Annotated in this window: 22 protein-coding genes and 2 pseudogenes; 8 read left to right on the forward strand and 16 right to left on the reverse strand. The window is 72.1% G+C overall.

Going from position 1 to position 24,381, the window contains the following annotated elements:
• Together BQ9890_RS15625 and BQ9890_RS05510 are read left to right on the forward strand one after the other, a co-directional pair.
• Positions 1–304 (forward strand): annotated as a pseudogene (locus tag BQ9890_RS15625) (hypothetical protein); the annotation flags it as partial.
• Complete coding sequence (locus tag BQ9890_RS05510) at positions 301–1,983, forward strand: sensor histidine kinase (RefSeq protein ID WP_075889976.1); 1,683 nt, start codon at positions 301–303, stop codon at positions 1,981–1,983. The pseudogene BQ9890_RS15625 and the gene BQ9890_RS05510, both read left to right, overlap by 4 nt.
• Positions 1,984–2,061: 78 nt before the next feature.
• Here BQ9890_RS05510 and BQ9890_RS05515 read toward each other — a convergent pair whose 3' ends face one another.
• Positions 2,062–2,676, reverse strand: a complete 615-nt coding sequence (locus BQ9890_RS05515; protein ID WP_075892776.1) for a response regulator — start codon at positions 2,674–2,676, stop codon at positions 2,062–2,064.
• A gap of 340 nt (positions 2,677–3,016) precedes the next feature.
• On the opposite strand from BQ9890_RS05515, the gene cydD reads away from it, so the two are divergent.
• The 3 genes and pseudogenes from cydD to BQ9890_RS05530 form a co-directional block, all read left to right on the forward strand.
• Positions 3,017–4,918, forward strand: a complete 1,902-nt coding sequence (gene cydD / locus BQ9890_RS05520) for a thiol reductant ABC exporter subunit CydD (protein WP_230297835.1) — start codon at positions 3,017–3,019, stop codon at positions 4,916–4,918.
• Between the two features lie 504 nt (positions 4,919–5,422).
• Complete coding sequence (gene cydC, locus BQ9890_RS05525; RefSeq protein WP_326844910.1) at positions 5,423–6,757, forward strand: thiol reductant ABC exporter subunit CydC; 1,335 nt, start codon at positions 5,423–5,425, stop codon at positions 6,755–6,757.
• Positions 6,754–7,869, forward strand: a pseudogene (locus tag BQ9890_RS05530) (GAF domain-containing protein); the annotation flags it as partial. The gene cydC and the pseudogene BQ9890_RS05530, both read left to right, overlap by 4 nt.
• A gap of 461 nt (positions 7,870–8,330) precedes the next feature.
• On the opposite strand, the gene rnc reads toward BQ9890_RS05530, so the two are convergent.
• From rnc to rsmD, 5 genes are read right to left on the reverse strand one after another with little or no spacing between them, the layout of a single operon-like run.
• On the reverse strand, positions 8,331–9,065 hold the full coding sequence (gene rnc / locus BQ9890_RS05535; protein ID WP_075889982.1) for a ribonuclease III: 735 nt from the start codon (positions 9,063–9,065) through the stop codon (positions 8,331–8,333).
• Positions 9,065–9,730: a YceD family protein gene (locus tag BQ9890_RS05540; protein ID WP_075889984.1), complete on the reverse strand. Its 666-nt coding sequence runs from the start codon at positions 9,728–9,730 to the stop codon at positions 9,065–9,067. The genes rnc and BQ9890_RS05540 overlap by 1 nt, the downstream gene beginning before the upstream one ends.
• Positions 9,717–10,523, reverse strand: coding sequence for a DivIVA domain-containing protein (locus BQ9890_RS05545; protein WP_230297836.1), 807 nt, complete (start codon positions 10,521–10,523; stop codon positions 9,717–9,719). The genes BQ9890_RS05540 and BQ9890_RS05545 overlap by 14 nt, the downstream gene beginning before the upstream one ends.
• A complete protein-coding gene (gene coaD, locus BQ9890_RS05550; protein WP_075889986.1) occupies positions 10,516–11,034 on the reverse strand; it encodes a pantetheine-phosphate adenylyltransferase in 519 nt (172 codons plus the stop codon). Before coaD ends, BQ9890_RS05545 begins: the two co-directional genes overlap by 8 nt.
• Positions 11,035–11,067: 33 nt before the next feature.
• Positions 11,068–11,784, reverse strand: a complete 717-nt coding sequence (gene rsmD, locus BQ9890_RS05555) for a 16S rRNA (guanine(966)-N(2))-methyltransferase RsmD (RefSeq protein WP_075889988.1) — start codon at positions 11,782–11,784, stop codon at positions 11,068–11,070.
• Between the two features lie 89 nt (positions 11,785–11,873).
• Between rsmD and BQ9890_RS05560 the strand changes: the two genes are divergently transcribed.
• Both BQ9890_RS05560 and BQ9890_RS05565 read left to right on the forward strand, forming a co-directional pair.
• Positions 11,874–12,809: an AzlC family ABC transporter permease gene (locus BQ9890_RS05560; protein WP_078062544.1), complete on the forward strand. Its 936-nt coding sequence runs from the start codon at positions 11,874–11,876 to the stop codon at positions 12,807–12,809.
• A complete protein-coding gene (locus BQ9890_RS05565; protein WP_075889992.1) occupies positions 12,802–13,125 on the forward strand; it encodes a branched-chain amino acid transporter permease in 324 nt (107 codons plus the stop codon). The genes BQ9890_RS05560 and BQ9890_RS05565 overlap by 8 nt, the downstream gene beginning before the upstream one ends.
• Positions 13,126–13,224: 99 nt before the next feature.
• Here the strand turns inward: BQ9890_RS05565 and BQ9890_RS05570 are convergent, their stop codons facing one another.
• Together BQ9890_RS05570 and BQ9890_RS05575 are read right to left on the reverse strand one after the other, a co-directional pair.
• Positions 13,225–15,441 (reverse strand): ATP-dependent DNA helicase RecG, encoded by a 2,217-nt coding sequence (locus BQ9890_RS05570; RefSeq protein ID WP_075889994.1) that lies wholly within the window; start codon positions 15,439–15,441, stop codon positions 13,225–13,227.
• Positions 15,438–17,114, reverse strand: a complete 1,677-nt coding sequence (locus BQ9890_RS05575; protein WP_075889996.1) for a DAK2 domain-containing protein — start codon at positions 17,112–17,114, stop codon at positions 15,438–15,440. Before BQ9890_RS05575 ends, BQ9890_RS05570 begins: the two co-directional genes overlap by 4 nt.
• A gap of 321 nt (positions 17,115–17,435) precedes the next feature.
• Here BQ9890_RS05575 and rpmB point away from each other — a divergent pair, with 321 nt between their 5' ends.
• Positions 17,436–17,627 (forward strand): 50S ribosomal protein L28, encoded by a 192-nt coding sequence (gene rpmB, locus BQ9890_RS05580; protein ID WP_075889998.1) that lies wholly within the window; start codon positions 17,436–17,438, stop codon positions 17,625–17,627.
• Positions 17,628–17,832: 205 nt separating this feature from the next.
• On the opposite strand, the gene thiL is transcribed toward rpmB, so the two are convergent.
• The 8 genes from thiL to hisH form a co-directional block, all read right to left on the reverse strand.
• The gene (thiL, locus tag BQ9890_RS05585; protein ID WP_195907631.1) at positions 17,833–18,816 is read right to left on the reverse strand and encodes a thiamine-phosphate kinase; all 984 of its coding nucleotides are present in this window, start codon (positions 18,814–18,816) and stop codon (positions 17,833–17,835) included.
• A 270-nt stretch (positions 18,817–19,086) separates the two neighbouring features.
• Positions 19,087–19,866, reverse strand: a complete 780-nt coding sequence (locus BQ9890_RS05590; protein WP_230297837.1) for a TrmH family RNA methyltransferase — start codon at positions 19,864–19,866, stop codon at positions 19,087–19,089.
• 98 nt (positions 19,867–19,964) lie between these two features.
• Positions 19,965–20,348, reverse strand: a complete 384-nt coding sequence (rplT, locus tag BQ9890_RS05595; RefSeq protein WP_075890000.1) for a 50S ribosomal protein L20 — start codon at positions 20,346–20,348, stop codon at positions 19,965–19,967.
• 32 nt (positions 20,349–20,380) lie between these two features.
• Positions 20,381–20,575 carry a 50S ribosomal protein L35 gene (gene rpmI, locus BQ9890_RS05600; protein WP_075892786.1) on the reverse strand — a complete coding sequence of 65 codons (195 nt, stop codon included), beginning with the start codon at positions 20,573–20,575 and terminating at the stop codon, positions 20,381–20,383.
• Between the two features lie 59 nt (positions 20,576–20,634).
• Positions 20,635–21,318, reverse strand: coding sequence for a translation initiation factor IF-3 (gene infC, locus BQ9890_RS05605; RefSeq protein ID WP_075892784.1), 684 nt, complete (start codon positions 21,316–21,318; stop codon positions 20,635–20,637).
• Between the two features lie 544 nt (positions 21,319–21,862).
• Entirely contained in the window at positions 21,863–22,870 is a 1,008-nt protein-coding gene (locus BQ9890_RS05610) for an SseB family protein (RefSeq protein ID WP_230297838.1), read from the reverse strand.
• The gene (priA, locus tag BQ9890_RS05615; RefSeq protein ID WP_075890002.1) at positions 22,867–23,607 is read right to left on the reverse strand and encodes a bifunctional 1-(5-phosphoribosyl)-5-((5-phosphoribosylamino)methylideneamino)imidazole-4-carboxamide isomerase/phosphoribosylanthranilate isomerase PriA; all 741 of its coding nucleotides are present in this window, start codon (positions 23,605–23,607) and stop codon (positions 22,867–22,869) included. Before priA ends, BQ9890_RS05610 begins: the two co-directional genes overlap by 4 nt.
• Positions 23,608–23,742: 135 nt before the next feature.
• Positions 23,743–24,381: an imidazole glycerol phosphate synthase subunit HisH gene (gene hisH, locus BQ9890_RS05620; protein ID WP_075890004.1), complete on the reverse strand. Its 639-nt coding sequence runs from the start codon at positions 24,379–24,381 to the stop codon at positions 23,743–23,745.

A 24,381-nucleotide genomic window follows, 5' to 3' on the forward strand; every position in this document is an offset into this window, starting at 1 on the left:
CCCCGCCACTGCGGACGCGCTCCTCACGTCCCTGCTGGGCCCGGATGATGCCTCCCGTGGTGTCCTGGTGGTCACCCACCGGCTCTCCGCCCTGGCGGGCGCCGACACCGTGCTGGTCCTCGACCGTCCAGAAGCTCCCGCCCCCGCCCTCGTCCCCCCCGAAGGCCACGGGCACGGCGACGACGGAACGCCGGGCCGGACCACCGCACCCGCACCCGCCACCGTCGTGGAGCGGGGTACACACGCGCAGCTGAGCGCCCACCGTCACTCCTACCGGTGGGCCGTCGAACAGGAGTCCTCATGACGCCCTCGGGCAGAACCGATCTCCGCCTCCTCGAGGCGGCGCTGGACCTCACCTCCAACCTGCACCTGCGCCCGGCGCTGCAGCGCTTCGTCGACCAGGCCTGTCGGCTCACCGGTGCCCGCTACGGCGCGCTCAGCGTGCTCGACAACTGGGGTGACACGACGATGTTCATCCAGCACGGCTTCTCCGAGGAGCAGGTGGCGCACATGGGCAACCCGCCACTCGGCCACGGCCTCATCGCCGAGATCCCCACCGACGGTCCCCTCATCATCAACGACGTCCGCCACGCGGAGTACGCCGCAGTCACCCTCCCCCACGGCCACCAGGAGATCGAGAACTTCCTGGGTGCGCCCGTCACCGTGCACGAACAGGTCTACGGACGCCTCTACCTGACGGACAAGTTCGGCGGGTTCGGGCAGACGGACGCCGAGGTGGTCACCTCGCTGGCCGCGGCGGCCGGCGTGGCCGTGGAGAACGCCGAGCTCTTCGCCCAGGCCCGCAACAGGGAACGGTGGATCGCGGCCTCGCAGAACCTCACGACCACCATGCTGGAGGGCGCCGACGAGGAGGAGGCCCTGGTCCTCATCGCCCAGACCGTTCGCGACGTCTCCGATGCGGACACGGCGATCATCGTGCTGCCGTCGGTGGGTGAGACATGGACCGCGGAGATCACCGACGGATACCACGCGGACCGGCTGCTGGGCGTCGTCTTCCCGCCCGAGGGACGGGCCATGTCGGTGCTGGCGGAGGGCACGGGGATGATCGTGGACTCCATGGCCCGCGCCCAGACCATGCGCGTCCCGCAGCTCGGCGAGTTCGGACCGGCGCTCTACGCCCCCCTGCGTTCCCGGGGTCAGTCCTCGGGTGTGCTGGTGCTCCTGCGGAGACAGGGGCGCCAGGAGTTCGCCTCCTCCGACCTGCCCCTGGCGGAGTCCCTGGCCTCCCAGGCGACACTGGCCCTGGAGCTGGCCTCCGCCCGCCACGCGGAGGACGTCGCCAACCTCCTCGACGAACGTGACCGGATCGGTCGGGACCTCCACGACTTCGCCATCCAGCAGCTCTTCGCGGCGGGCATGCAGTTGGACGCCACCAAGCAGAAGGTCGCCAGCGGGGAGCTGGAGCGCGACGGGATCATCGCCTCCCTGGACGACTCACTGGCCTCCGTCGACGAGGCCGTGCGCCAGATCCGCGCCATCGTCCACAACCTGCGCGAACCCGACCAGAACGTCGGCCTGGTGGAGCGTGTGCGCCGCGAGGCCTCGCTGTCGCGCAACTTCCTCGGCTTCGCCCCCTCCCTGGTCATCCGGCTGGACGGACAGACCATCAATGCCGTGGAGGACCGCGAGGAGTCCATGACCGAGCAGGTGGAGGGGCGGATCGACGCCGACATCTCCGACGACGTCGTGGCCGTCGTGCGCGAGGGACTGTCCAACATCGCCCGTCACGCCCACGCCACCGCCGGACGGGTCATCGTCGACGTCGACGGCCACGAGCAGCAGGGCGGGATCCGGGTCCGCGTCGCCGACGACGGTCGCGGCATCGATCCCGAGCGCACCCGCAACTCCGGTCTGGGCAACCTCCAGGCACGGGCGCGCCGGCACGGGGGGGACTTCACGTTCGGCACCGGGCTGGAGGGTCGCGGGGCCGAGATCACGTGGCGGGTGCCGTTGGCACAGTGAGCGCGGTGCACCCGTCACGGGGCCGTGAGGATCTGCGGTACGCACGGGCAGAGGCGCGGCACCGCCCTCGTCGGTGTGTCAGTTCCTCCAGGCGGCGGCGCGCTGTCCCGCGACCCAGGCGGCGACCTGCGTGCGGCGCTGGAGCCCCATCTTGGACAGCAGTGACGTGATGTGGTTCTTGACCGTCTTCTCCGCGACGCCGAGCTTCTCGCCGATCTCGCGGTTGGAGAGGCCGTCACCGATGAGCTCGAGGACCTTGTGCTCCGAGGGTGTCAGGTCGGCGGTCGGGTCGTCGTGGTCGGCACGCCGGCGCGTCACGGTGCGCTCGTCGAGGAGGACACGGCCCTCGGAGACGGCCTTGATGACATCGGTGATCTCCGCGCCCCGCACGGTCTTGAGCACGTAGGCGCGTGCGCCCTTCTCCAGGGACTCGGCCAGGGCGTCATCGTCGTCGAAGGAGGTCAGGACGATGGGCCGGATCTCGGGGCGGGTCTTGCCGAGCTTCTCCATGATGTCGATGCCGGTGCCGTCGGGCAGCTGCAGGTCGACCAGGATCACGTCGGGGCGCACCAGTTCGGCGCGTCGCAGAGCGTCGGCCACGGTGCCCGCCTCCGCCACGACCTCAAGTCCGTTGGCGCGGTCCACGATCTCGGCGATGCCGCGACGCACGATCTCGTGGTCATCGACGATCATCACGCGGATGTTGGCCGGCTTCTTCTCGTTCGCGTTCACGCCACCATCGTACCGGGATGAAGGTCCCACGACCGCCACCCCGGCCCGCCCCACCCCCGCATTTCTCGAAGTCCGCTCTGTTTCCACCTCGAAGACGATATGGGGGTGGGGGTGGTCTGAGGTTGGGTCTTGTGGCCTGGGGCCTTCCCTGTGCAACGTGGTTCAGTGCCCTGGTTGGGGTGCAGTGCCACGGTTTCGTGGATCGCCCTCGCCCNCCTCCGGTTCCGCCCCCGGTCACGCAGCGTGGTGATCGACGCCCCACACCCCGCTGACCATGGACCTCGGTCCCACAGCTGGCACAATGGGGCGGGTGAAACCCCTCGACCCGCGTCTGCTCCGACACGCCCGATCGGCGCGGGTCCACATCATCGTCACGGCCGGACTCGGACTGCTCACAGCCGCCCTCGTCATCGCCCAGGCACTCCTGATCTCCCACGCTGTCTCCCCCGTGGTCCTGGGCACCCAGGACCTCCACGGTGTCCTCCCCCTCATCGCCGCCCTGGTCGGGGTCGTGGCGGTGCGCGCCGGCGTGGTCGCGCTGCGTGAGTCACTGGCCCACCGCGCAGCAGAGGGAGCCATCCGCGAACTCCGCGAGGAAGTCCTCACCCGCGCCGAGGAACTCGGCCCGCGCTGGCGCGCACGCCACGGCGCCGACACCGCGACCCTGGTGACACGCGGCCTGGACGACCTCGTCCCCTATTTCGTCAAGTTCCTGCCCCAGCTGCTGCTCGTCGTCACCGTCACACCACTTGCCCTGGGCACGGTGCTGGTGCTCGACTTCTGGTCGGCGTTCATCGCAGCTGCCGTCATCCCCCTGATCCCGGTGTTCATGGTGCTCATCGGGCGCTTCACCCAGGACTCCTCCAACCGCAAGCTCGCCTCGATGGAGAGACTGGGCTCCCAACTGCTGGACCTCATGGCCGGACTGCCCACCCTGCGGGGGCTGGGACGCGAGGACGGCCCCCGCGAACACCTGCGTCGCCTGGGCAAGGAGAACACCCGCACGACCATGGCCACCCTGCGCGTGGCCTTCCTCTCGGGCGGCGTCCTGGAGTTCCTCACGACGCTCTCCGTCGCCCTGGTCGCCGTCGAGGTCGGCATGCGTCTGGTCCACGGCTCCATCCCCCTCACCACCGGGCTGGCCGTCATCATGCTGGCGCCCGAGGTCTTCGAACCGCTGCGCCAGGTCGGCGCCCAGTTCCACGCCTCCGCCAACGGGGTCGCCGCCGCCGAGGCCGCCTTCGAGGTCATCGAGGCACCCGCACCCGAGCACGGTGACACCCCCGCACCCGATCCCGCCTCCACGGACATCGTCCTGGAGGGTCTCTCCGTCGCGGCTCGCGGCGTGTGGGCGCCAGCGGACCTCGACGCCGTCATCCACCCCGGTGAACTCGTGGCGCTCACCGGCCCCTCCGGCTCCGGGAAGACGACGACCGTCATGGTGCTCCTGGGCCTCGAGCCCGCCACGCGGGGTCGTGTCCTCCTGCGGCCCACCGGGTACGAGGGCGGACCCGGCAGCGGCACCACGCCGGATCCCGGCCCCGGGCTCGACCTGGCCGAGGTCTCCCCCACCTCCTGGTGGTCACACGCGACCTGGGTCCCCCAGGCCCCCACGATCCTGCCCGGCACCCTGCGTGAGAACGTGCTGGGGGATGCCGGGAGTGCCCGGGAGGTCCCCGACGCCGAACTGGCGAGCGCAGCGCAGGCCACGGGCCTCGACCAGGTGGTCGCCACGCTGCAGCAGGGTTGGGAGACCCCCGTGGGTCAGGGAGGCGTCGGGCTCTCCGTGGGGCAGCGACAGCGCCTGGCACTCACCCGGGCCCTGCTCGACGACTCCGACCTCGTGGTCCTGGACGAACCGACCGCCCACCTCGACGCCGTCAGCGAAGGGGTCGTGGTCCGCACGATCCGCGCCATGCGTGACGCCGGGCGGACGGTGGTGGTCATCGCCCACCGGGCGGCCGTCGTCGCGGCCGCGGACCGGGTCATCGAGGTCCGCACCCGTGCCGCGACGCCGGAGGAGATCCGGCACTGGCCGGTGCTCGGTGAGGTCGAGACCCTGGGCGATGTGCGCGTGGAGCTGCCCGGGCTGCTCGACCCCGCCCTCGTCGCACCCACTGCCCCGCAGGCCGGGTCCACCCCGCCGGACGGGGACGGGACGGATCCCCACCGCACACCCGACTCCGAGGGAGGCCGGCAATGAACGCCTTCCTCACCGCACCCGAGCGTCGAGCCCTGCGTCGTGTCCTGGGGCTGCTGGACGTGGACCGCCGCGGCTTCGCCCTCTCCGTGCTCCTCGGGACCCTGGGACTGGGCTCCGCCATCGCCCTGGCAGCCACCTCCGCGTGGCTGATCGCACGGGCCGCACAACAGCCCCCGGTGCTCTACCTGACGGTGGCCGCGACCTCGGTGCGCATGTTCGGTGTGATGCGCGCCCTCATGCGCTACCTCCAACGCCTCGCCAGTCACCGGGTGGCCCTGGCCGGCATGGACTCCCTGCGGCAGAACCTCTACGACCTCCTCGCCACCTCCCGCGTGGACCGGGTCGCGGCCCTGCAGCGCGGCGACCTGCTGGCACGCACCGGGGCGGATGTCGACGACGTCGGCGACCTCGTCGTGAAGTCCCTGCTGCCGGCCTGCGTGACGGCCGTGGTGGGCGTGGGCACCGTCGTCGGCATCGCGCTCCTGTCCCCCCGCTGCCGCCGCCGTGCTGGCGGCCTGCCTCCTCGTCTCCGGCGTCGTTGCTCCCTTGATCACCATGCGCTCCGCACGTCGGGCCGAACTCGACTCCCGCGCCGCACGAACGGAACTGTCCGAGACCTCCATGACGCTCCTGGACGGGGCCGCCGAGCTGCAGGTCGCGGGACGCATCCGGGGCCTGCACACCCAGCTCGCCGACACCAGTGCCTCACTGGAACGCGCGACCGCCCGCGCCGCACGGACCTCCGGGATCGCTGCGGGCATCGACCGACTGGCCATGGGCCTCGCCGTGGTCGGTGCCCTCCTGCTGGGCATCCCCGAGACCACGAACGGCCTGGTCGCCGCGGTCGCCCTGGCGGTGCTGGTGCTCACCCCCCTGGCCTCCTTCGAGGGAACCGCCGACATGGCCCCGGCCGCCGTCCAGCTGGTCCGCTCCGCCCAGGCCGCCCTGCGCATCGATGACCTGCTCGGGCACGACGCTCCCGTGGTCCCCCACCCCGTACCCGCACCGGCGCCGGGAAGTGGGCCACGCCTCGTCGCCCGCGACCTCTCGATCGGCTGGCCGGGCGGGCCCGTGGTGGCCACCGGCATCGACCTCGACCTGGAGGTCGGCACCCACCTGGCCGTGGTCGGGCCCTCTGGGATCGGGAAGTCGACCCTGCTCTACACCCTGGCGGGCATGCTGCCCCCCGTCTCGGGGAGCGTCACGCTGGACGGCGTGGAGGTGTGGGGAGGGGACCGGCACGACGTCACCTCCCAGGTGACGATGACCGCCGAGGACGCCCACGTCTTCGCCACCACCGTCCTGGAGAACCTGCGCGTCGCCTGTCCCGACCTCACCGAGGAGCGGGCGACCGAGCTGCTCGCCACGGCGGGGCTGGGACCCTGGTTGGCGGAGCTGCCCGCCGGACTTGACACCCTGGTCGGCTCCGGTGGGACCACGGTCTCCGGCGGTGAGCGCCGACGGCTGCTCCTGGCCCGCGCACTGGCCTCGCCCTCGCCCCTGCTGCTCCTCGACGAACCCGGGGAGCACCTGGACCCCGCCACTGCGGACGCGCTCCTCACGTCCCTGCTGGGCCCGGATGATGCCTCCCGTGGTGTCCTGGTGGTCACCCACCGGCTCTCCGCCCTGGCGGGCGCCGACACCGTGCTGGTCCTCGACCGTCCAGAAGCTCCCGCCCCCGCCCTCGTCCCCCCCGAAGGCCACGGGCACGGCGACGACGGAACGCCGGGCCGGACCACCGCACCCGCACCCGCCACCGTCGTGGAGCGGGGTACACACGCGCAGCTGAGCGCCCACCGTCACTCCTACCGGTGGGCCGTCGAACAGGAGTCCTCATGACGCCCTCGGGCAGAACCGATCTCCGCCTCCTCGAGGCGGCGCTGGACCTCACCTCCAACCTGCACCTGCGCCCGGCGCTGCAGCGCTTCGTCGACCAGGCCTGTCGGCTCACCGGTGCCCGCTACGGCGCGCTCAGCGTGCTCGACAACTGGGGTGACACGACGATGTTCATCCAGCACGGCTTCTCCGAGGAGCAGGTGGCGCACATGGGCAACCCGCCACTCGGCCACGGCCTCATCGCCGAGATCCCCACCGACGGTCCCCTCATCATCAACGACGTCCGCCACGCGGAGTACGCCGCAGTCACCCTCCCCCACGGCCACCAGGAGATCGAGAACTTCCTGGGTGCGCCCGTCACCGTGCACGAACAGGTCTACGGACGCCTCTACCTGACGGACAAGTTCGGCGGGTTCGGGCAGACGGACGCCGAGGTGGTCACCTCGCTGGCCGCGGCGGCCGGCGTGGCCGTGGAGAACGCCGAGCTCTTCGCCCAGGCCCGCAACAGGGAACGGTGGATCGCGGCCTCGCAGAACCTCACGACCACCATGCTGGAGGGCGCCGACGAGGAGGAGGCCCTGGTCCTCATCGCCCAGACCGTTCGCGACGTCTCCGATGCGGACACGGCGATCATCGTGCTGCCGTCGGTGGGTGAGACATGGACCGCGGAGATCACCGACGGATACCACGCGGACCGGCTGCTGGGCGTCGTCTTCCCGCCCGAGGGACGGGCCATGTCGGTGCTGGCGGAGGGCACGGGGATGATCGTGGACTCCATGGCCCGCGCCCAGACCATGCGCGTCCCGCAGCTCGGCGAGTTCGGACCGGCGCTCTACGCCCCCCTGCGTTCCCGGGGTCAGTCCTCGGGTGTGCTGGTGCTCCTGCGGAGACAGGGGCGCCAGGAGTTCGCCTCCTCCGACCTGCCCCTGGCGGAGTCCCTGGCCTCCCAGGCGACACTGGCCCTGGAGCTGGCCTCCGCCCGCCACGCGGAGGACGTCGCCAACCTCCTCGACGAACGTGACCGGATCGGTCGGGACCTCCACGACTTCGCCATCCAGCAGCTCTTCGCGGCGGGCATGCAGTTGGACGCCACCAAGCAGAAGGTCGCCAGCGGGGANGGGGGTCGAAGTCCGCTCTGTTTGCCGCCATCGCAGGTCATCCACCCATCGGATGACCGCCAGTGGGTGGGAGATGGAGGCCGGGTGGGAGACCGGGGCATCGCTGCAGATCCCGACCGGGCCGGGACCTCTGCGCCACAGCGGCCCACAGACGGCTCCCAAGAGAACCTCTCCGACCTCCACCGGGAACAGGAACGCCCGTAATGCCCGCACGGGACGTGTCCTGGTCCCCGTCCGGGTACCCGTCCCGATGCGGTGCGCACATCCGATGCGCAGAAATGCACCCAGTTTCGAGCGACTGCGCCTGGGCTCCGATGAACGCACAAGCATCGTCGCAGGTCAGAAGGAGGGGCCGCCGCCACGAGTGGCGCCACCCGCCCATTGCACGCAGAAACTGGGTGCATTCCTGCACAGGATCAGCCGTGCCGACTCAGGGGCGCGAGCTCAGGGGCCCCAGCTCAGGGCCGCGTACCGACGAAACCGGGCGCCAAGTGCTGCATGGCATCGCGGGAGGCCATGTTCTCCGCATGCTTCTTCGACGAGGCCGTCGCCACGCCCTGCGCCTCGCCCTCACCGAAGGACACCTCTGCGGTGAACAGCCGGTGGTGGTCGGGACCCTGGCCGTGCACGGTGAACACAGGTTCCGGCAGGTGTTCCTGCTGGGCGTACTCCGCGATGATCGTCTTCCAGTCCTGGGTCTGGCCCCGCTCCACCGCCTGGTCGAGCAGGAAGGCCACCAGGTCCAGGACCACACGCCGGGTCTGCTCCAGGCCCAGGGACAGGTACGTCGCCCCGATCAGCGCTTCCACGGTGTCGGAGAGGATCGAGTCCTTGTCACGACCGCCGGTCAGGCCCTCGCCCTTGCCCAGGCGGATGAAGTCTCCCAGCCCGATGCGGCGTGCCACCTGGGCCAGTGGCTCCTGGGAGACGGTGGCCGCGCGCATGCGGGACAGGTCCGACTCCGGCAGGTCAGGGTGGTCGTGGTAGAGCCGGTCGGCCACCACGATGGACAGGACCGCATCGCCGAGGAACTCCAGGCGCTCGTTGTGGGGGATCCCCCCGGCCTCGTAGGCGTAGGAGCGGTGGGTGAGTGCCAGGTCCAGGAGCTCCGGGTCGATCTCCGCCCCCCAGAGGGGCAGCAGTTCCGCGGGGTTGTCATTGGGTGGGACGGGCAGTCGCAGCTTGCGGGACATCAGGCCTGGTCACTCCCGTCGTCAGCGTGCCCTTCCGCGGTGTCCGCGCCGCCGTCGGGACCGTCGCCTCCCGCGGCGTCCCCACCGTCCCCGTCCTCCTCCGCAGCGTCCCCCTCGGGGTCCAGCAGCGCGGCGAGGGCGGCCAGTCTCGGATCGATGTCGTCGTGGTGGTGGTCAGCCGGGGCATCGGCCAGCCGGATCCCGCACTGGGGGCACAGCCCCGGACAGTCGGGGCGGCACAGCGGCAGGGGGTCCACCATGTCGAGGACCTCGTCACGGACCAGTGGCTCCAGGTCCACGACGTCGCCGTCCTGGACGGTGAGCATCTCCTCGGGGAGCTCGTCCTCCGGGGTGGGGGTGGTGCGACGCTTCGGGGACTCGAAGTAGACCTCTGCGGCGTGGAACTCGCCCTCCTCCACCACCGGGTCCAGGCAGCGCACGCACTCGCCGTGGAGTTCCACGTCGCCCGTGACCTGGGCGAGGACCCCCTCGTCCACGCTGGTCAGGGCGACGTCCAGGTGCAGGGTGCTGCGCGGCTCGACCCACATGGCGGAGGTCCCCAGGTCATCGGGGACCGTCCAGTCGACCTCGTGGTGTGCGGTCGACCCCAGGGTCCGGGGAAGGCCGCGCAGGGAGAGCTGCAGGTTGGTGTCAGTCGTGGTCAATGTCAATGTCCGTCTGGTCGATTCCGTTCCGGTCGGCGATGGCCCGACGACCGGCGTCCGTGCGGCGCTGGAGGTCTGCCAGCAGGTGTGCGACCTCCGAGAGCGTCTTGGCAGCGTACTCGTCCGCGCCACGTCGCAGCTGGGCGTCCGTGGACTTGGCCTCCGCGACGATCTGGCGTGCGCGGTCCTCCGCCAGGTGGGTGATGTTCTCCGTGGAGACCAGTCGCTCCGCCTGGGCGTTGGCGTCGGCGATGGTCGACTCGGCGTCGGAGCGCGCCTGGTTGCGGGTCTCCTCGGCCTCCTCCTGGGCGCGGGTCACCGTGTGGGAGGCCTGCTCGCGTGCGTCCTGGAGCATCTGGTCGGCACGCTCGCGTGCGTCGTCCAGGGTGGAGCGCGCCCGCGTGTTCGCCTCGGCGATGGTGACCTCGGCGGCGGAGTCCGCGCGCCCGAGCACCGCATCGGCGTCCGCGACCACTGCGTCGGCGGCCACCAGGTCGTCCGGGAGTGCTTCGCGGGCCTGGTCGATGAGGTCCAGCAGCTCGGCCCTGTTCACCATGACGCTGGCTGACAGGGGCACCGAGCGGGCCTGGTCGATGAGGTCCTCCAGCTGGTCGAGGGCAGCGATGACCGTGGAGGGACCGTAGACGGCCTCACTCCCCCACTGCTGGCTCCCCTCGGCCCCGGACGCACCGGCCTGGCCGTGGTCCTCGCCCGTGCCGCCCACGCCGGTCGCCGCGGGGTGGGCGGCGTCGCCCTCGTCCATCGCGCCCCCGACGTGCTCCTGCTCAGACATCGCTGCCTCCCTCTTGCCCGGCACCACGGTGGGTGCCCTCGGGCCCATTGTCCGCCATCGCGCGCGCGACGCCTGCCGGAACATACCGGGAGACGTCCATTCCCCACGAGGCGAGTTCGCGCACGATGGAGGAGGAGACGTGCACCAGCTCGGGGCTGGTGGGCAGCAGGACCGTCTCGACGCCCCCGATCTCGCGGTTCACGCTGGCCTGGAGGATCTCCCAGGACACGTCCGCGGAGTCACGGATGCCCTTGATGACCATGTCCGCGTCGTGCTCGCGGCAGAAGTCGACGAGGAGCCCGTCCATGCGGGCGACCTCCACGCGCGGCATGCCCTCCAGCGCCCCACGGATGAACCCGGTGCGCCGGTCGATGTCGAAGTGGGCGGTCTTGTGGGCGTTGACACCCACCGCCACGACCACCAGGTCCGCCACACGCGTCGCGCGCCGGATCAGGTCGACGTGGCCCAGGGTGACCGGGTCGAAGGACCCGGGCAGGACAGCTGTGGTCATGGGCCCAGTCTACGAGGGCGACGCCGTGGCCAGTCAGGCGGGTGGCTGCGCGTCCGGTGGTGGCTGGGTGCCGGGCAGCGCGTCCGGTGGTGGCTGGGTGCCGGGCAGTGCACCCGGCGCGAGCTGTGTGGACCGCACGGAAGGGGTCGGTGCCGCCGGCACGGTGGTGTGGGACTCCTCCGGTGCCAGCGGCGGGCCGGCGAACCACACGGCGGTCTCGCCGTAGGTGCGCTGTTCCTCCAGGTGCAGGTGCTCGGGCCATCCGGGCTCGGGGCTGCGCGTGGAACGCTCGACGACGACCAAAGTGTCCGCCCCGATCCACGGGCCCAGGAGGTGCAGGACCTCGGTGAGGTCGTCCTCGGGGACGTCGTAGGGCGGGTCGACCAGGACGAGGTCGATGTCACCCCCCAGTGCCTCCCCACGGCGCGACAGCAGGTAGGAACGCACATCGGCGGAGTGCACCCGCGCCACCTCCCCCAGGCCCAAGGTGCGCACATTGGCGCTGATCACCTGGGCTGCGGGGCGGGACCGCTCCACGAGGTCGACCTCGGCGGCACCACGGGAGGCGGCCTCCAGGCCGAGCGCCCCGGAACCGGCGTACAGGTCCAGGACGTGGGCCCCGTCCACGACGTCCATGTGCTCCAGGCGCGAGAAGAGCGCCTCGCGGACACGCTCCGAGGTGGGTCGTGTCCCGCGTGCTGGGACCCTCAGGGTGCGTCCCCCGGCCTCGCCCGCCACGATCCTGGTCATGCCCCAACTCTAGGGGCACTTCACCTGGTGGCGCCCCCGCGCCCCGGACAGCTCGGCGGCGTGGACAGCGGGTGGGGAGAATGTGGACCATGTCCCCGACCAGGTCCCCGCACGCCGACGTGGCGTCACCGAGCGGCAGGGCGCCGGTTCCGGGCCGGGTCGCCGAGGTCCGGGCCGGGCTCGCCACGGTCCTGCCGGCGGCCGTGGCGATCGCCTGCACGGGGGCGACCTTCGGGGTGCTGGTCGTCCAGAGCGGTCTGCCGTGGTGGTGGGCGCCGCTGTGCCAGGCCGTCGTCTTCGCGGGCTCGCTGGAGTTCGTGCTGGTGGGTCTGGCCGTGGCCTCGGCCCCACTGGGGACCGTGGCCCTGACCGCGCTCCTCGTGAACTCCCGCCACGTCTTCTACGCGCTGTCCTTCCCCCTCGACCGCGTCCACGGACGCCTCGCCCGCCTGTACTCGATCCACACCCTCACCGACGAGGCCTACGCCCTCACCGCCACGCCCGCGGCGCGGACCTGGTCGGGCACCCGCATCCTCACCATCCAGGCCGCACTCCAGGTCTCCTGGGTGGCGGGTGGCCTGCTGGGAGTCGGGCTGGGTTCCCTGCTGCCCCCGGAGGTGCCGGGGCTGGGTTTCGCCTTCACCGCGCTGTTCGTGGTGCTGGCCATGGATGCCCACCGCGCGACCGGCTCGTTGCCCTTCCCGCTGGTCGCCGCTGCCTGCGCGACGGCGGCCGCCGTGTGGGCCCCGCACGACATGCTGCTCGTCGCCATGGTCGCCTACGTCTGCGTGCTGCTGGGCGTGTGGGGCACCGCGGGCCTGCGGGCCGGGCGTCGTGGGCCCGTCCTCGCGGACGAGGGCGGGGCCCGCGTCGTCCTGACGGGAGGCGGGAAGCACCGCGCAGCGGCCACGGACGCAGCAGTCCCGGACGCCGCGGGCACCCGGAGCACCGGGGACGAGGGCGGCCCGGCACCCGGGAACCCCGACGGGGACCGCGACGAGCACAGGGGAGGACCCCGTGTCTGAGACCTACCTGGTCGCCGTCGTCCTGGTCGCGGCCGCCGTCACCTTCGTCCTGCGGGCGGCTCCCTTCGCACTGGTCGCACGGCTGCGGGAGTCACGACTCCTGCCGTGGCTCGGGGCCCGCATGCCGGTGGGCATCATGGTGATCCTGGCCGTCTACACGGTCCACGACACCGACTTCGGGGACAGTGCGCAGTTGTCGCCCCTGCTGGTCGGCCTGGCGGTGACCGTCGGTCTGCACCTGTGGCGCCACAACCCCGTCCTCAGCATCGTCGCCGGCACCGTGGCCTGCATCGGTGCCTCCGCACTGTTCACCTGAGGACCTGTGTCCACGCTCCGCCGCGCACGACGCGACCCACGGGAGACAATGATCCCGTCCGGGTGTCCGTGCATCCGGAGAGGAGCCCCCTCGGGCCCCTCAGGAACGTTCCATCCACACGATGTCGCTGCCCGCCCTCGCGCGCACCGCTCGCGCCAGATCGGGGTGCTCCGACAGGGCCGGATCGGCACCGACCACCAGTGAGGCCTCCTCACGGGCCTCACGGATGACGGCCTCGTCGCGCTGCACGGAGAGGAACCGCAGGCCCGAGGTGCGCCCCGACTGGTCCGCCCCGAGCACGTCTCCCTCCCGGCGCAGGCGCAGGTCCTCATCCGCCAGCTCGAAGCCGTTGGTGGTGGAGGCGAAGGCCCGCAGCCTCTCCATGGACCACTCCGAGATCTCGTGGCGGTGCACCGCCATGCACACCGACGCCCGTGTCGACCTCCCCACCCGCCCGCGCAGCTGGTGGAGCTGGGAGAGCCCGAACTGCTGGGCGTCCAGGACCACCATCATGGAGGCCTCCGGCACGTCGACCCCGACCTCGACCACCGTCGTCGCCACCACCACCGGCGCGCGGCCCTCCGCGAAGTCGTCCATGACCTGTGTCTTCTCCGCGGCGTTCATGCGCCCGTGGAGCTCGTGGATACCGAGTCCGGCCAGTGGGCCGCCCGTGCGCAGGGACTCCGCCACGGCATGCACGCTGGCCAGGGGTGGTGGGGTGTGGCCCGCCGCAGCCCCCGCACCGCTCCCGGCCTCCGCATCGGCCACGGGGTCGCCCTCGTCGATGCGCGGGCACACGACGTAGACGCGTCCGCCGGCGTCGACCTCCTCGCGGGCGCGCGCCCACAGGCGTGTCATCCAGGCGGGGTTCGCGGCGTCGACGAGGAAGGTCTCGACGGGGGTGCGCCCCGGGGGCAGGCCGGTCATGCGGGTCTCGTCGAGGTCGCCGAAGACCGTCATCGCGACCGTGCGCGGAATGGGTGTGGCCGTCATGACGAGCTGGTGGGGCACGCTCACGCCGCCCTCGTCACCGGCCGCATCGATGCTCCCACCGCCGCCCGGGCGGCGCAGGCGATCACGTTGGGCGACGCCGAAACGGTGCTGCTCGTCCACGACCACCAGGCCCAGGTCGGGGAATTCCACGGAGTCCTGCAGCAGGGCGTGGGTGCCCACGACGATCAACGGCCCGCCCGCCCTCAGGGCCACGTCCACCTCGCGCCTGACCACCGCCCGGGTGGAGCCGGTCAGCAGGCGCAGCTCGACATCCGTCCCCTCCGCGCGCAGCGCCGCCAACAGGGCCGTCAGGGAGGCGGCGTGCTGCTCGGCGAGGATCTCGGTGGGGGCCAGGAGCGCGGCCTGGTGGCCTGCGCCCACGACCTGGCACATGGCGGCCAGCGCGACCACGGTCTTGCCGGACCCGACATCGCCCTGGAGCAGGCGTTGCATGGGACGGGTGCCCTCGAGGTCGACCTGGACCTCCGAGAGCGCACGACGTTGGGAGTCGGTGAGCTCGAAGGGCAGGGAGTCCAGCAACCCCTCCAGCACGCGGTTGCCCTCCACGGGGCAGGCCGGAGCCCGCTCGGCACGGGCCCCTTCCCTCGCCTCCAGCAGCCCGGTCTGGAGGACGAAGGCCTCGGCCCAGGCGAGGCTGGCGCGCGCGGCCCGGTGCTCGGCGTCGTCGAGGGGCCGGTGCAACTGACGCAGGGCCGCCGCATGGGCGAGCAGTCCGCGGCGCGTCCGCACCTCGGCGGGCACGGGGTCGGGCACCTCCGCGTCGACGAGGGCGTCCAGAACCATGCCGACTGCGCGGGCCACCATCCAGGAGGTGAGTCCTGACCCACCGGGGTAGATGGGGATCGGGCGCTCCTGGCGGCGGCGGATGTCCTCCTCCGTCTCACCCTCCGCACCCTCGAACTGGGGGTGGGTGAGCTGGAGGTGCCCGCGGTAGGAGCCGACCTTGCCCGCGAACAGGAAATGGGCCCCGGGCACCAGGAGCCTCTGGTGGGGGGCCAGGCGGAACTCGTTGGTGGCGAAGAAGGTGGCGTCGATGACGTCGGTGCCGTCGGTGAGTGCCACCTCCAGGCGCACCCCCTTGCGGGAGCGGTTGGGGACGAGGCGGGTGGAGACGACCTCGGCGAGGATCGTGACGTCCTCCCCCTCACGCAGGCCCGACAGCCTGGTCATCGCTCCCCAGTGGTAGTAGCGACGCGGCGCCACCGCCAGCAGGTCCCCGACCGTCGTCAGTCCCGCCCCCGCCAGCTTGCGTGCGGTGGCCTTGGGCAGGCGCAGGTCGAGGGGGACGTCGAGGGCGTTCATCGCACCCCCTGGAGCAGGCTGGGGCCCTCCTGGCCGCCGTCGATGACCTCGAGGTCGGGGGCAGGGGTCCACGGGTCGATGCCCTGGTTCATCTGGCGCAGCGTGGCGACGAGGACGGGGCCGTCGGCCCGCGAGGCCAGCAGACGCAGACGACGCGGCGGGAGTGCCGAGATCTCCTGGAGGGCGGCGGAGAGGTCCCCACCCTGCGCGTCCACCGCCAGGGTGGCGACCAGACTGCGTGCGAGGGCCCGGTGGGCGGACTCCCGCAGCATCGGCTCCATGACCCCGGCGGCTCCGGGGCCACCCGGTCGGGGCACGAAGAACGTCCCGCAGGCCTGGGCGACCTGGAGTGCGGACAGGTCGTCGCAGGAGTCCGCGACCAGCACCCGCAGCGGGACCCCCTCACGCGTGGTCGCGGGGTCGGCTCCTGCGGTGCCCGCGCCCCCGCCCTCGTCGGTCGTCGGCGGCAGTTCCAAGTGCCGGGCGACGCTGCGCGCGAGGTCGACCGAGGCCGGGTCGCAGGGCGCGACGAGGCACACGCCCGTGGTGGAGGCGCGCGCGGCCTGCACGAGCGCCTGGGTATCCTCGGGATCGGGGTCCAGCAGCGTGACGGCGCCCGCCTGGGCGAGGTCCTCGACGAGGCCGGGGGCCCGTGTGCAGGCCACGACCATCGCCCGTTCGACCCGCGCCAGGGTGCGCCGCTCCAGCAGCCGCACGCCGCGGTGGGTCACCCCGTCGGAGAGCATGTCCTGGCCGATGAGTTCGTCGGGGCGCGCATCGCAGACCTGGAAGCGCACCACGGTCCCCGACCGGGGTCGCACCGCCAGGGGGGCGGAGGTGTCGACGTGGAGGCGCCACTCCCCCACACCGAAGAGGTCGGCCCGTCCCACCACCGAGTGGCGCACCCCCAGGCCGGCCAGTGCGTGGCGGGCGGAGGCGGCGTCCTCCGAGGTGCCGTGCAGGACGATGTCGACGGTGAAGGCGCGTCCCGGCGCGGGGACCTGGGGTCGTGGGGAGGCTGCGCCGGGCGACCCGGCCAGGTCGGCGAGCATGTGCACCAGGGAGTCCAGCATCGAGTGGTCCGAGCGCACGGTGGCGTCCAGGGAGGCGAGCAGCAGTGCGAGCACCGCCGCGCCCGCGTCCACCCTCCCCGTGGAGTCGTTCGTCGCGTTGACCAGTCCGTACTGCGCCTGGGCGGAGAAGACCGCCACGAGGCCTCCCACGTCGGGCAGTGTGTCGCCCAGGGTCTCCAGCTCCGAGGTCCCCTCGTCGAACATGGACTCCAGGGCCAGGGACCAGTCCATGTGCACGCCCTCGCACTCCCAGGGGTTCGCACGCAGCATGCGCGCCACGTCGACGGGGCGCAGGGACTGGGCGCCCCCCAGCGCCTGCGCCCAGGTCGCGAGCACGGCCCCGAGGAGGACACCGACGTGCCCGACCCCGCTGCGCACTGCGGCGTCGACTCCCACCTCCAGTGCGGACTCGAAGGAATCCGCGGGCTCCAGTTCCCCCACGGCGCGCGCCAGCGCGTCCAGGGTCAGCGCGGCGTTCGACCCGGTGTCGCAGTCCTGGCCGTCCGACCCGTCGAGGTCGTCGATGAAGGCCCGCAGCCGCCCCGCCTCGTCCGCTGCGGTGCGCAGGGTCTCCGCGAGCGTCCCCGCAGTGGGTTCCACGGTGTCCTCCAGGGTCGGTGGCCGGGAGCTGCCTCCCGGTGTCTGGGTGTTCCAGGTGTCCGGATGCTCTCGATGTCCCGGTACCTGTGTCACTGGTCGTGCACCCGGGCGCGGGGATGCCCGCGCAGCCAAGGTGGTGATGCCACGATTGTCGCCGCAGGGCCACGCTGTGTGCCACCTGACACGCGGCGCGGGGCCCCACGACTTGGATCGACGAGGGCGGATCGGGTATTCTCTTGTGGTTGCCTGCGGTGGATCTCCACCGCTGCATGAACCGACCCGCGTGAGCGGGACCCAGAATCTGGAACCGAGGAGAACATCGTGGCTTCCGTTTGCGACGTCTGCGGCAAGGGACCGGGCTTCGGCAAGAGCGTCTCGCACTCCCATGTGCGCAACAACCGCCGGTGGAACCCGAACATCCAGCGCGTCCGCGCTCTGGTGGGTGGCACCCCGAAGCGCCTGAACGTGTGCACCAAGTGCCTGAAGTCGGACAAGGTCGCCCGCGCGATCTGAGTCCTGACGGGTCGCGCCCCGTGCGCGTCCCACGGTGCTGAACTGAGCCCGAGGGCCCGGTGGGAGTGATCCCACCGGGCCCTCGGCGTGTCCGGAGTCCGTGGCCGGAACCCGTGTCCGGTGTCGGGCCGACGGACCCGCGTCCACCGATGCCGTCGGGTGAGGAACTCGGTCGATGCGGGTGTCGGCGTGCTGCGCCCGCGCCTCAGTGGCGGAAGTGGCCCCAGCCCCCGGAGATGTCGGTGCCGTCCAGCCTGACCCGCGGGGAACCCTCCGGTTCCACCGCGCCGATGACGCCGATGGGTCGGAACGGGGTGGGCAGCACCACGCGTGGCGGGAAGGCGGCCAGCATCGGGTGGTCCTCGCCCCCGAAGAGCACCCAGTCCAGTGCGGGGCGCCCACAGGCTCGTGCCGGCGCCTCCAGGGCCCGCACATCGGGGGCGAGGAGAGCGGGGTCGAGCTCGACGATGACGCCGGAGGCCCGAGCCATGCGCCCGGCATCCATGACCAGTCCGTCGGAGACGTCCATCATCGCGTGGGCGTCGTGGGCAGCGGCCGTGGGTCCGGCCTCCAGCGGCGGGGTGGGTGCCCGGTACGTCGTGACGGCTTCCGCCAGGTCCCCCAGGACCTCGGCGTCATGACAGGCCGGGTCCACCAGCCCGCGCGAGAGCAGTTCCAGCCCGGCACCGGAACGTCCCAGGGTCCCGGCGATCGCCAGGATGTCACCTGGTCGGGCGCCGGTGCGCAGTACCGGGGTCTCGTGCGTCCACCCCTGGGCCGTCACGGAGACCACGACCTCCCCACCGGATGAGAGATCCCCTCCCACCACCCCTGCTCCCGCGAGACGCGCACGCTCGCCGAAACCGGCGGCCAGTGCGACCACCCAGTCGACGGGGGTGTCGGGAGGCAGGACCAGGGAGACGACCAGGGAGGAGGTCCGACCCCCCATGGCGGCCACGTCGGCGAGGTTCTGGGCGGCGGCGCGCGCTCCGATCTCGTCGGGTGAGGACCAGTCCGTACGGAAGTGCTCCCCGCCCACGAGGATGTCCGTGGTCACCAGGAACCCCGCCTCGGGAGAGGCCACGAAGGCGCAGTCGTCACCGGAACCCAGGATGGTGCGCTCCCCGGTCGGCAGCACAGCCGTCAGGAGGGAGATGAGTTCGGACTCGTCCAGGTCTCGCACGCGCATGGACCCAGCCTATCGGGGTGTGGCAGGTGTTCCGCTCCGAAGCGGTGGGCACCTGTCCACCGCGGCGGCTGACCGGAGGAGTCGAGCGGCTCCGGGCGGGCCGAGCACGGACGATTCCGGCCCGGGCGGGCTCAGCACCCACGAACCCGGTTCGGGTGCGCCGACCACGGACGGATCACGCGCGGGCGGGACAGGCACGGGCGGACCCGGTGCGGGCGGGACCCGTCTGGGCCGAGCGGGCCGCCAGCGACCCGGGAGGGCCCCTGCCCGTCAGGAGTGACGGGCGGTGGTCCCGCACTGGGAGGCGAAGAGACACATGGCCGCTGCCGAGGAGACGTTCAACGACTCGGCCTGCCCGGTCATCGGGATGCGGACGAGGACGTCGCAGGCCTCCTCCTCCTGGTCCGAGAGCCCCTGCGCCTCGTTGCCGAGCACCCAGGCGTGGGGCACCGTCAGTGCCCCCTCCCCCAGGCGCACGGCCTCGGCGAGCAGGTCGGACAGGTCCAGGGATCCATCGCCGCCCGAGGTGCCCATCACCACGACCCCGCCCTCGTGGATCTCCTCGACGACGGAGGCCAGCTCGACACCCGTGGACACGGGGAGGTGGAAGGCGGAGCCAGCGGTGGCCCGCAACACCTTCGGATTGCGCACGTCGACGGAGTCGCGGGTCAGCACCACACGGGAGGCGCCCATGGCATCAGCGGTGCGGATGATGGTCCCGGCGTTGCCGGGGTCCTGCGCGCGGACGAGGATGACCACCGGTCCCCCGCCCTCGCGCGGCGAACCGTCGGCGACGGCCTCACTGCGGGCCACGGCGATGACTCCCTGGGCGTCGGGTGACATCGCGTGGGCGACCTCGTCGGTGACCTCGTGCACCCAGCGGGTGGCCGAGCGCGCGGCGTCGACGATGTCGGGGTGCTGCTGTGCGGCTCCCCCACTCAGGTAGACGTCGCGCACGTGTTCGCCACGATGGGTCACCAGCTCGCGCACGGCCTGCGGCCCCTCGACGAGCATGAGACCCGAGCGTGAACGCGCTGAGCGCCCGGCCAACCCGGCAACCCGCCTCACGCGTTCGGCGTGGGGGTTGTCCAGGATGGACGGGCGCTCAGCGTCAGACCGGTCGGACACGGAGTCCCGATCCGTCGGTCTCAGGCCTGCTTGGCGGCGTTGACGTCCGCGGGCAGTGCTGCCTTCGCGGTCTCGACGAGCGACGCGAATGCGGCGGGCTCATTGACGGCCAGCTCGGCCAGCATGCGACGGTCGACCTCCACGCCAGCCAGGTTCAGGCCCTGGATGAAGCGGTTGTAGGTGAGGCCGTTCTGGCGGGACGCAGCGTTGATGCGCTGAATCCACAGGCGACGGAAGTCGCCCTTGCGGGCCTTGCGGTCGCGGTAGGAGTAGGTGAAGGAGTGGGTGACCTGCTCCTTGGCCTTGCGGTACAGGCGCGAACGCTGACCGCGGTAACCCGACGCCTGCTCCAGGACGACGCGACGCTTCTTGTGGGCGTTGACGGCCCTCTTCACACGTGCCATTTCTCAGTTTCTCCTTGGTGCGGACGGGCCGGTCAGATGCCCAGCAGGTTGCGGACGCGCTTCTGGTCGGACTTGGCGACCGGCTGGTCGGAAGCCAGACGACGCTTCTTGCGGCTCGACTTGTGCTCGAGGAGGTGGCGCGCACCTGCCTGCTCACGCATGAGCTTGCCGGAGCCGGTCTTGCGGACGCGCTTCTTCGTCCCGGAGTGGGTCTTGTTCTTGGGCATGTCTTCCATTCCTTCTGTGTCGAACGCGGGGCCCGATCGGGGTCCTGCGTCTGAGCCATTCACCGTGCGGCTTCGGCCCCGCGAGCCTGGTCCCTGGTGGAACGCTCGGCCCTCTTGTCCTTGCGAGCCTCGCGCTCGGCCTCGCGGCGCTGGCGCTGCTCGGTGATCGCGTCGGCCTTGCGGCGCGTCGGGGCGAGCACCATCGTCATGTTGCGTCCGTCCTGGCGGGGCATCGACTCCACGGTCGCCAGGTCACCGACATCCTCCGCCAGCCTCTGCAGCAGACGCACGCCCGCCTCGGGACGTGACTGCTCGCGGCCGCGGAACATGATCATGACCTTGACCTTGTCCCCCTGGGTGAGGAAGCGCACGACGTGCCCCTTCTTCACCTCGAAGTCGTGGTCGTCGATCTTCAGGCGGAAACGGATCTCCTTGAGCTGCGTGTTCGCCTGGTTGCGGCGGGCGTCGCGAGCCTTCTGGGCGGCCTCGTACTTGAACTTGCCGTAGTCCATGAGCTTGCAGACGGGCGGCTTGGCGTCGGGCGCGACCTCGACGAGGTCGAGTCCGGCCTCCTCGGCCAGTCGGAGCGCGGCGTCGATACGGACGACGCCGACCTGCTCCCCGCCGGGTCCGACGAGGCGGACCTCGGGGACTCGGATGCGATCATTGATGCGGGTCTCGCTGATGGGTGACTCCTTCCACGGTGTCAACTGTTCCGGCACGAAGAAAGGCCTCCGTGCCATGACGCACACGGAGGCCCACAACGACGCGCGGCAGTACCACGTGTCGACGGACCCGATCCCCTGTACCGCGCTCCCGGTGTTGGCCGGGTCGGGCACGAACCACCGTGACGGGCACGGTGGCGGGCATCCAGGTGGGAGGATCTCCGCTTGCGTCCCGGGCACAGGTGCCCGGACGGTCGACACACAGGATATCACCAGCTCGGTCCGGCCCACCAGCAGGGCGGCCCGAGGTCCGGGTGCCGTCCCTCACAGGAGGGGCAGGAGGAGGTCACTGTCTCGGCTCGCTCACGCGGGGCCCCTGCGCGGCGGCGCGTCCGGGCCGTGGGCTGCCGGGCTGCCGGGCCACCGGGCTGCCGGGCCACCGGGCTGCCGGGCCACCGGGCTGCCGGGCCACCGGGCTGCCGGGCCACCGGGCTGCCGGGCCACCGGGCTGCCGGGAGTGGTACCACTCCCAGCACCACTCACATTTTGTGAGTACTTCCCCCAGGGAAGGTCCACCCGGCCGCACCCGGTGCCGCGAGGCCCCGGAACGTGGTCGGCGAGGTCACACCATGGGCGCCCACAGGGGCACGACCTCCACGCGTTCGGCAGCCACGGACAGGCGTGGGGACCCGGCAACTGCACGGGCCGCCCTCGCAAGGGCTCCCCGCACGGCCAGGGGTTCGGTGTTGGGGTCGGCCACGAGATCGACCCGGACCGCGACTCCCCCGCCGTAGGACACCCGGACGTCCTTGACCCCACGCTCGACTCCGCAACCCGCCAGGGTTCGCAGCTCCTCGCGCAGCTCGGGGTCCCGCCAGGCCGGGAGCCACTCGTCCCCCTGGGCGAGGGCGGACACGGCGGGCCTGGGCAGGAGCAACTCCGCAGCACCGGGATCGACGAGGACGTGACCGCCGACCTCGACGAGGGCGGTCAGTGCCACCGTGCGGAAGGAGATCGGCATGGGCCGGGCGCCGGGACGGTCGGAGGCGAGCGCCGCAGCAGAGGTGTAGACGGCCAGGGCAGGACCGGACGGAGTCTCCACCCGGGCGAAGTCCGCCCCGCTCGCATCACCGATCCCCAGCCCGGCGTGCACGCCGGTCACCCGTGGATCCGCCTCGACCTCGATGGGGACGATGACCCGTTCCGCTGCCAGCGCGGCGACCAGTGCCTCCAGGCGCTCGGTGGGATCGGACAGGTCCATCGCCCCGGCCGTGCGCGGGAGCAGATCGCCGTGGTCGCCGTCCCCTCGCCTCATGGACAGTCTCTGGGCGAGGCGGGAACGCTGCTCCGAGGTGAGGGCGGGGACGTGGCCACCACGGGGCGCGCGATGGGGCGTCCCGTGGCCCACCGACCGGTCAGGAGCGGGCAGGTCAGCACCCGGCAGCAGGCCCTCGGCAGCGGCGGGGAGGCCAGCACCCGGCAGGTCCTCCGCGTCGGCGCGCAGGTCTGCACCCGGCAGGTCTTCGGTGCGGGCAGGCAGGTCGCCACCCGGCAGGTCTTCGGTGCGGGCAGGCAGGTCGCCACCCGGCACGCCCTCCGGGCCGGTGGGCGACTTCCCCGTCCCGCTCACTCGCCCGCCTCGCCACGTGCGACGGCCAGGGCCTCCTCAAGGGTGAAGGCACCCGCGTAGAGGGCCTTGCCCACGATCGCCCCTTCGACTCCGGACGGGACCAGGTCCCTCAGGGCCGCGATGTCGGCCAGGGAGGACACCCCACCCGAGGCCACCACGGCGGCGTCGGTGGCTGCGCACACGCGCGCGAGCAGGTCCAGGTTCGGACCCGACAGCATCCCGTCGCGGGCGACGTCGGTGACGACGTAGCGCTGGCAGCCCGCGCGGTCGAGGCGTTCCATGACCTCCCAGAGATTGCCACCGTCGCGTGTCCAGCCGCGTGCCGACAGTGTCTCGCCACGCACGTCGAGCCCGACGGCGACCCGGTCACCGAACTCGGCGATCGCCCGCTCGGTCCACTCCGGGTCCTCCAGGGCGGCGGTACCCAGGTTCACGCGGCGGGCGCCCGCGTCCAGGGCGCGACGCAGGGAGGAGTCGTCGCGGATGCCCCCGGAGAGCTCGACGTCGATGGGCAGTTCCGCGACGATCCCGGCGAGCAGCTCCGCATTGGAACCGCGTCCGAAGGCGGCGTCGAGGTCCACCAGGTGCAGCCACTGGGCCCCGGCCTCCACGAAGGTCCGGGCGGCCTCCACCGGTGCCCCGTAGGAGGTCTCGGTGCCGGCCTCGCCCTGCGTCAGGCGGACGGCCCGGCCCTCGACGACGTCGACGGCGGGCAGCAGGATCAGGGAATCACTCATGGGGGTGTCCTTCCGGGAGGGGCCAGTGTTGAGGAGTGGCGGGTGTGGTACCCGGGGCACGGGCAGGAGAGGCGCCCGGGGCATCGGCGGGAGTGGTGCCCCGGGCGTGTGCACCTCGGTCGCACGGCACCCGCATCAGCCGAGCGTCGCCAGCCAATTGCGCAGCAGCTGTGCCCCGGCCTCGCCGGACTTCTCCGGGTGGAACTGGGTGGCGCAGAGCGCCCCGTCCTCCACGGCGGCCACGAAGCGGGAACCGTGCTCGGCCCAGGTCGTGCGCGGAGGTGTCATCGGCCCCTCGGGCATCCCCTCGGCCGGGTCGGTGAGCACCCCGTAGGAGTGCACGAAGTAGAAACGCTGGTCCTCCACGCCCCGGAACAGCTCGGAACCCTCCGGAGGGATCACCTCCGACCAGCCCATGTGCGGCACGACCGGTGCGTCCAGGCGCTCCACGGTCCCGTGCCACTGGCCGAGGCCCTCGTGGGTCCCCTTCTCCACGGACCCCTCGAACATCACCTGCAACCCGACACAGATCCCGAGCACCGCCCGGCCCCCGGCGAGGCGACGGTCGATCAGCGCGGGCGCACCCACGGCGCGCAGCTGGTCCATGACGGCGGCGAAGGCCCCCACACCGGGCACCACCAGACCGTCGGCCGCCAGGACCTCGTCCGGGTCGGCGGTGAGTGCCACCTCGGCACCGGCACGCTCCAGGGCGCGGTACGCGGAACGGACGTTGCCGGACCCGTAGTCCAGCACGACGACGCGAGGAGCTGCCAT

It is taken from the genome of Actinomyces provencensis, from assembly GCF_900155435.1.
Classification (GTDB): domain Bacteria; phylum Actinomycetota; class Actinomycetes; order Actinomycetales; family Actinomycetaceae; genus Pauljensenia; species Pauljensenia provencensis.

What these genes read in the sequence shown, in the direction of transcription:
- BQ9890_RS05510 (WP_075889976.1), top strand. Translation starts at nt 301, where the DNA reads ATGACGCCCTCGGGCAGAACCGATCTCCGCCTCCTCGAGGCGGCGCTG.
- BQ9890_RS05515 (WP_075892776.1), bottom strand. Translation starts at nt 2,676, where the DNA reads ATGATCGTCGATGACCACGAGATCGTGCGTCGCGGCATCGCCGAGATC.
- cydD (WP_230297835.1), top strand. Translation starts at nt 3,017, where the DNA reads ATGGGGCGGGTGAAACCCCTCGACCCGCGTCTGCTCCGACACGCCCGA.
- rnc (WP_075889982.1), bottom strand. Translation starts at nt 9,065, where the DNA reads ATGTCCCGCAAGCTGCGACTGCCCGTCCCACCCAATGACAACCCCGCG.
- BQ9890_RS05545 (WP_230297836.1), bottom strand. Translation starts at nt 10,523, where the DNA reads ATGTCTGAGCAGGAGCACGTCGGGGGCGCGATGGACGAGGGCGACGCC.
- coaD (WP_075889986.1), bottom strand. Translation starts at nt 11,034, where the DNA reads ATGACCACAGCTGTCCTGCCCGGGTCCTTCGACCCGGTCACCCTGGGC.
- rsmD (WP_075889988.1), bottom strand. Translation starts at nt 11,784, where the DNA reads ATGACCAGGATCGTGGCGGGCGAGGCCGGGGGACGCACCCTGAGGGTC.
- BQ9890_RS05560 (WP_078062544.1), top strand. Translation starts at nt 11,874, where the DNA reads ATGTCCCCGACCAGGTCCCCGCACGCCGACGTGGCGTCACCGAGCGGC.
- BQ9890_RS05570 (WP_075889994.1), bottom strand. Translation starts at nt 15,441, where the DNA reads ATGAACGCCCTCGACGTCCCCCTCGACCTGCGCCTGCCCAAGGCCACC.
- thiL (WP_195907631.1), bottom strand. Translation starts at nt 18,816, where the DNA reads ATGCGCGTGCGAGACCTGGACGAGTCCGAACTCATCTCCCTCCTGACG.
- rplT (WP_075890000.1), bottom strand. Translation starts at nt 20,348, where the DNA reads ATGGCACGTGTGAAGAGGGCCGTCAACGCCCACAAGAAGCGTCGCGTC.
- rpmI (WP_075892786.1), bottom strand. Translation starts at nt 20,575, where the DNA reads ATGCCCAAGAACAAGACCCACTCCGGGACGAAGAAGCGCGTCCGCAAG.
- infC (WP_075892784.1), bottom strand. Translation starts at nt 21,318, where the DNA reads ATGGCACGGAGGCCTTTCTTCGTGCCGGAACAGTTGACACCGTGGAAG.
- priA (WP_075890002.1), bottom strand. Translation starts at nt 23,607, where the DNA reads ATGAGTGATTCCCTGATCCTGCTGCCCGCCGTCGACGTCGTCGAGGGC.
- hisH (WP_075890004.1), bottom strand. Translation starts at nt 24,381, where the DNA reads ATGGCAGCTCCTCGCGTCGTCGTGCTGGACTACGGGTCCGGCAACGTC.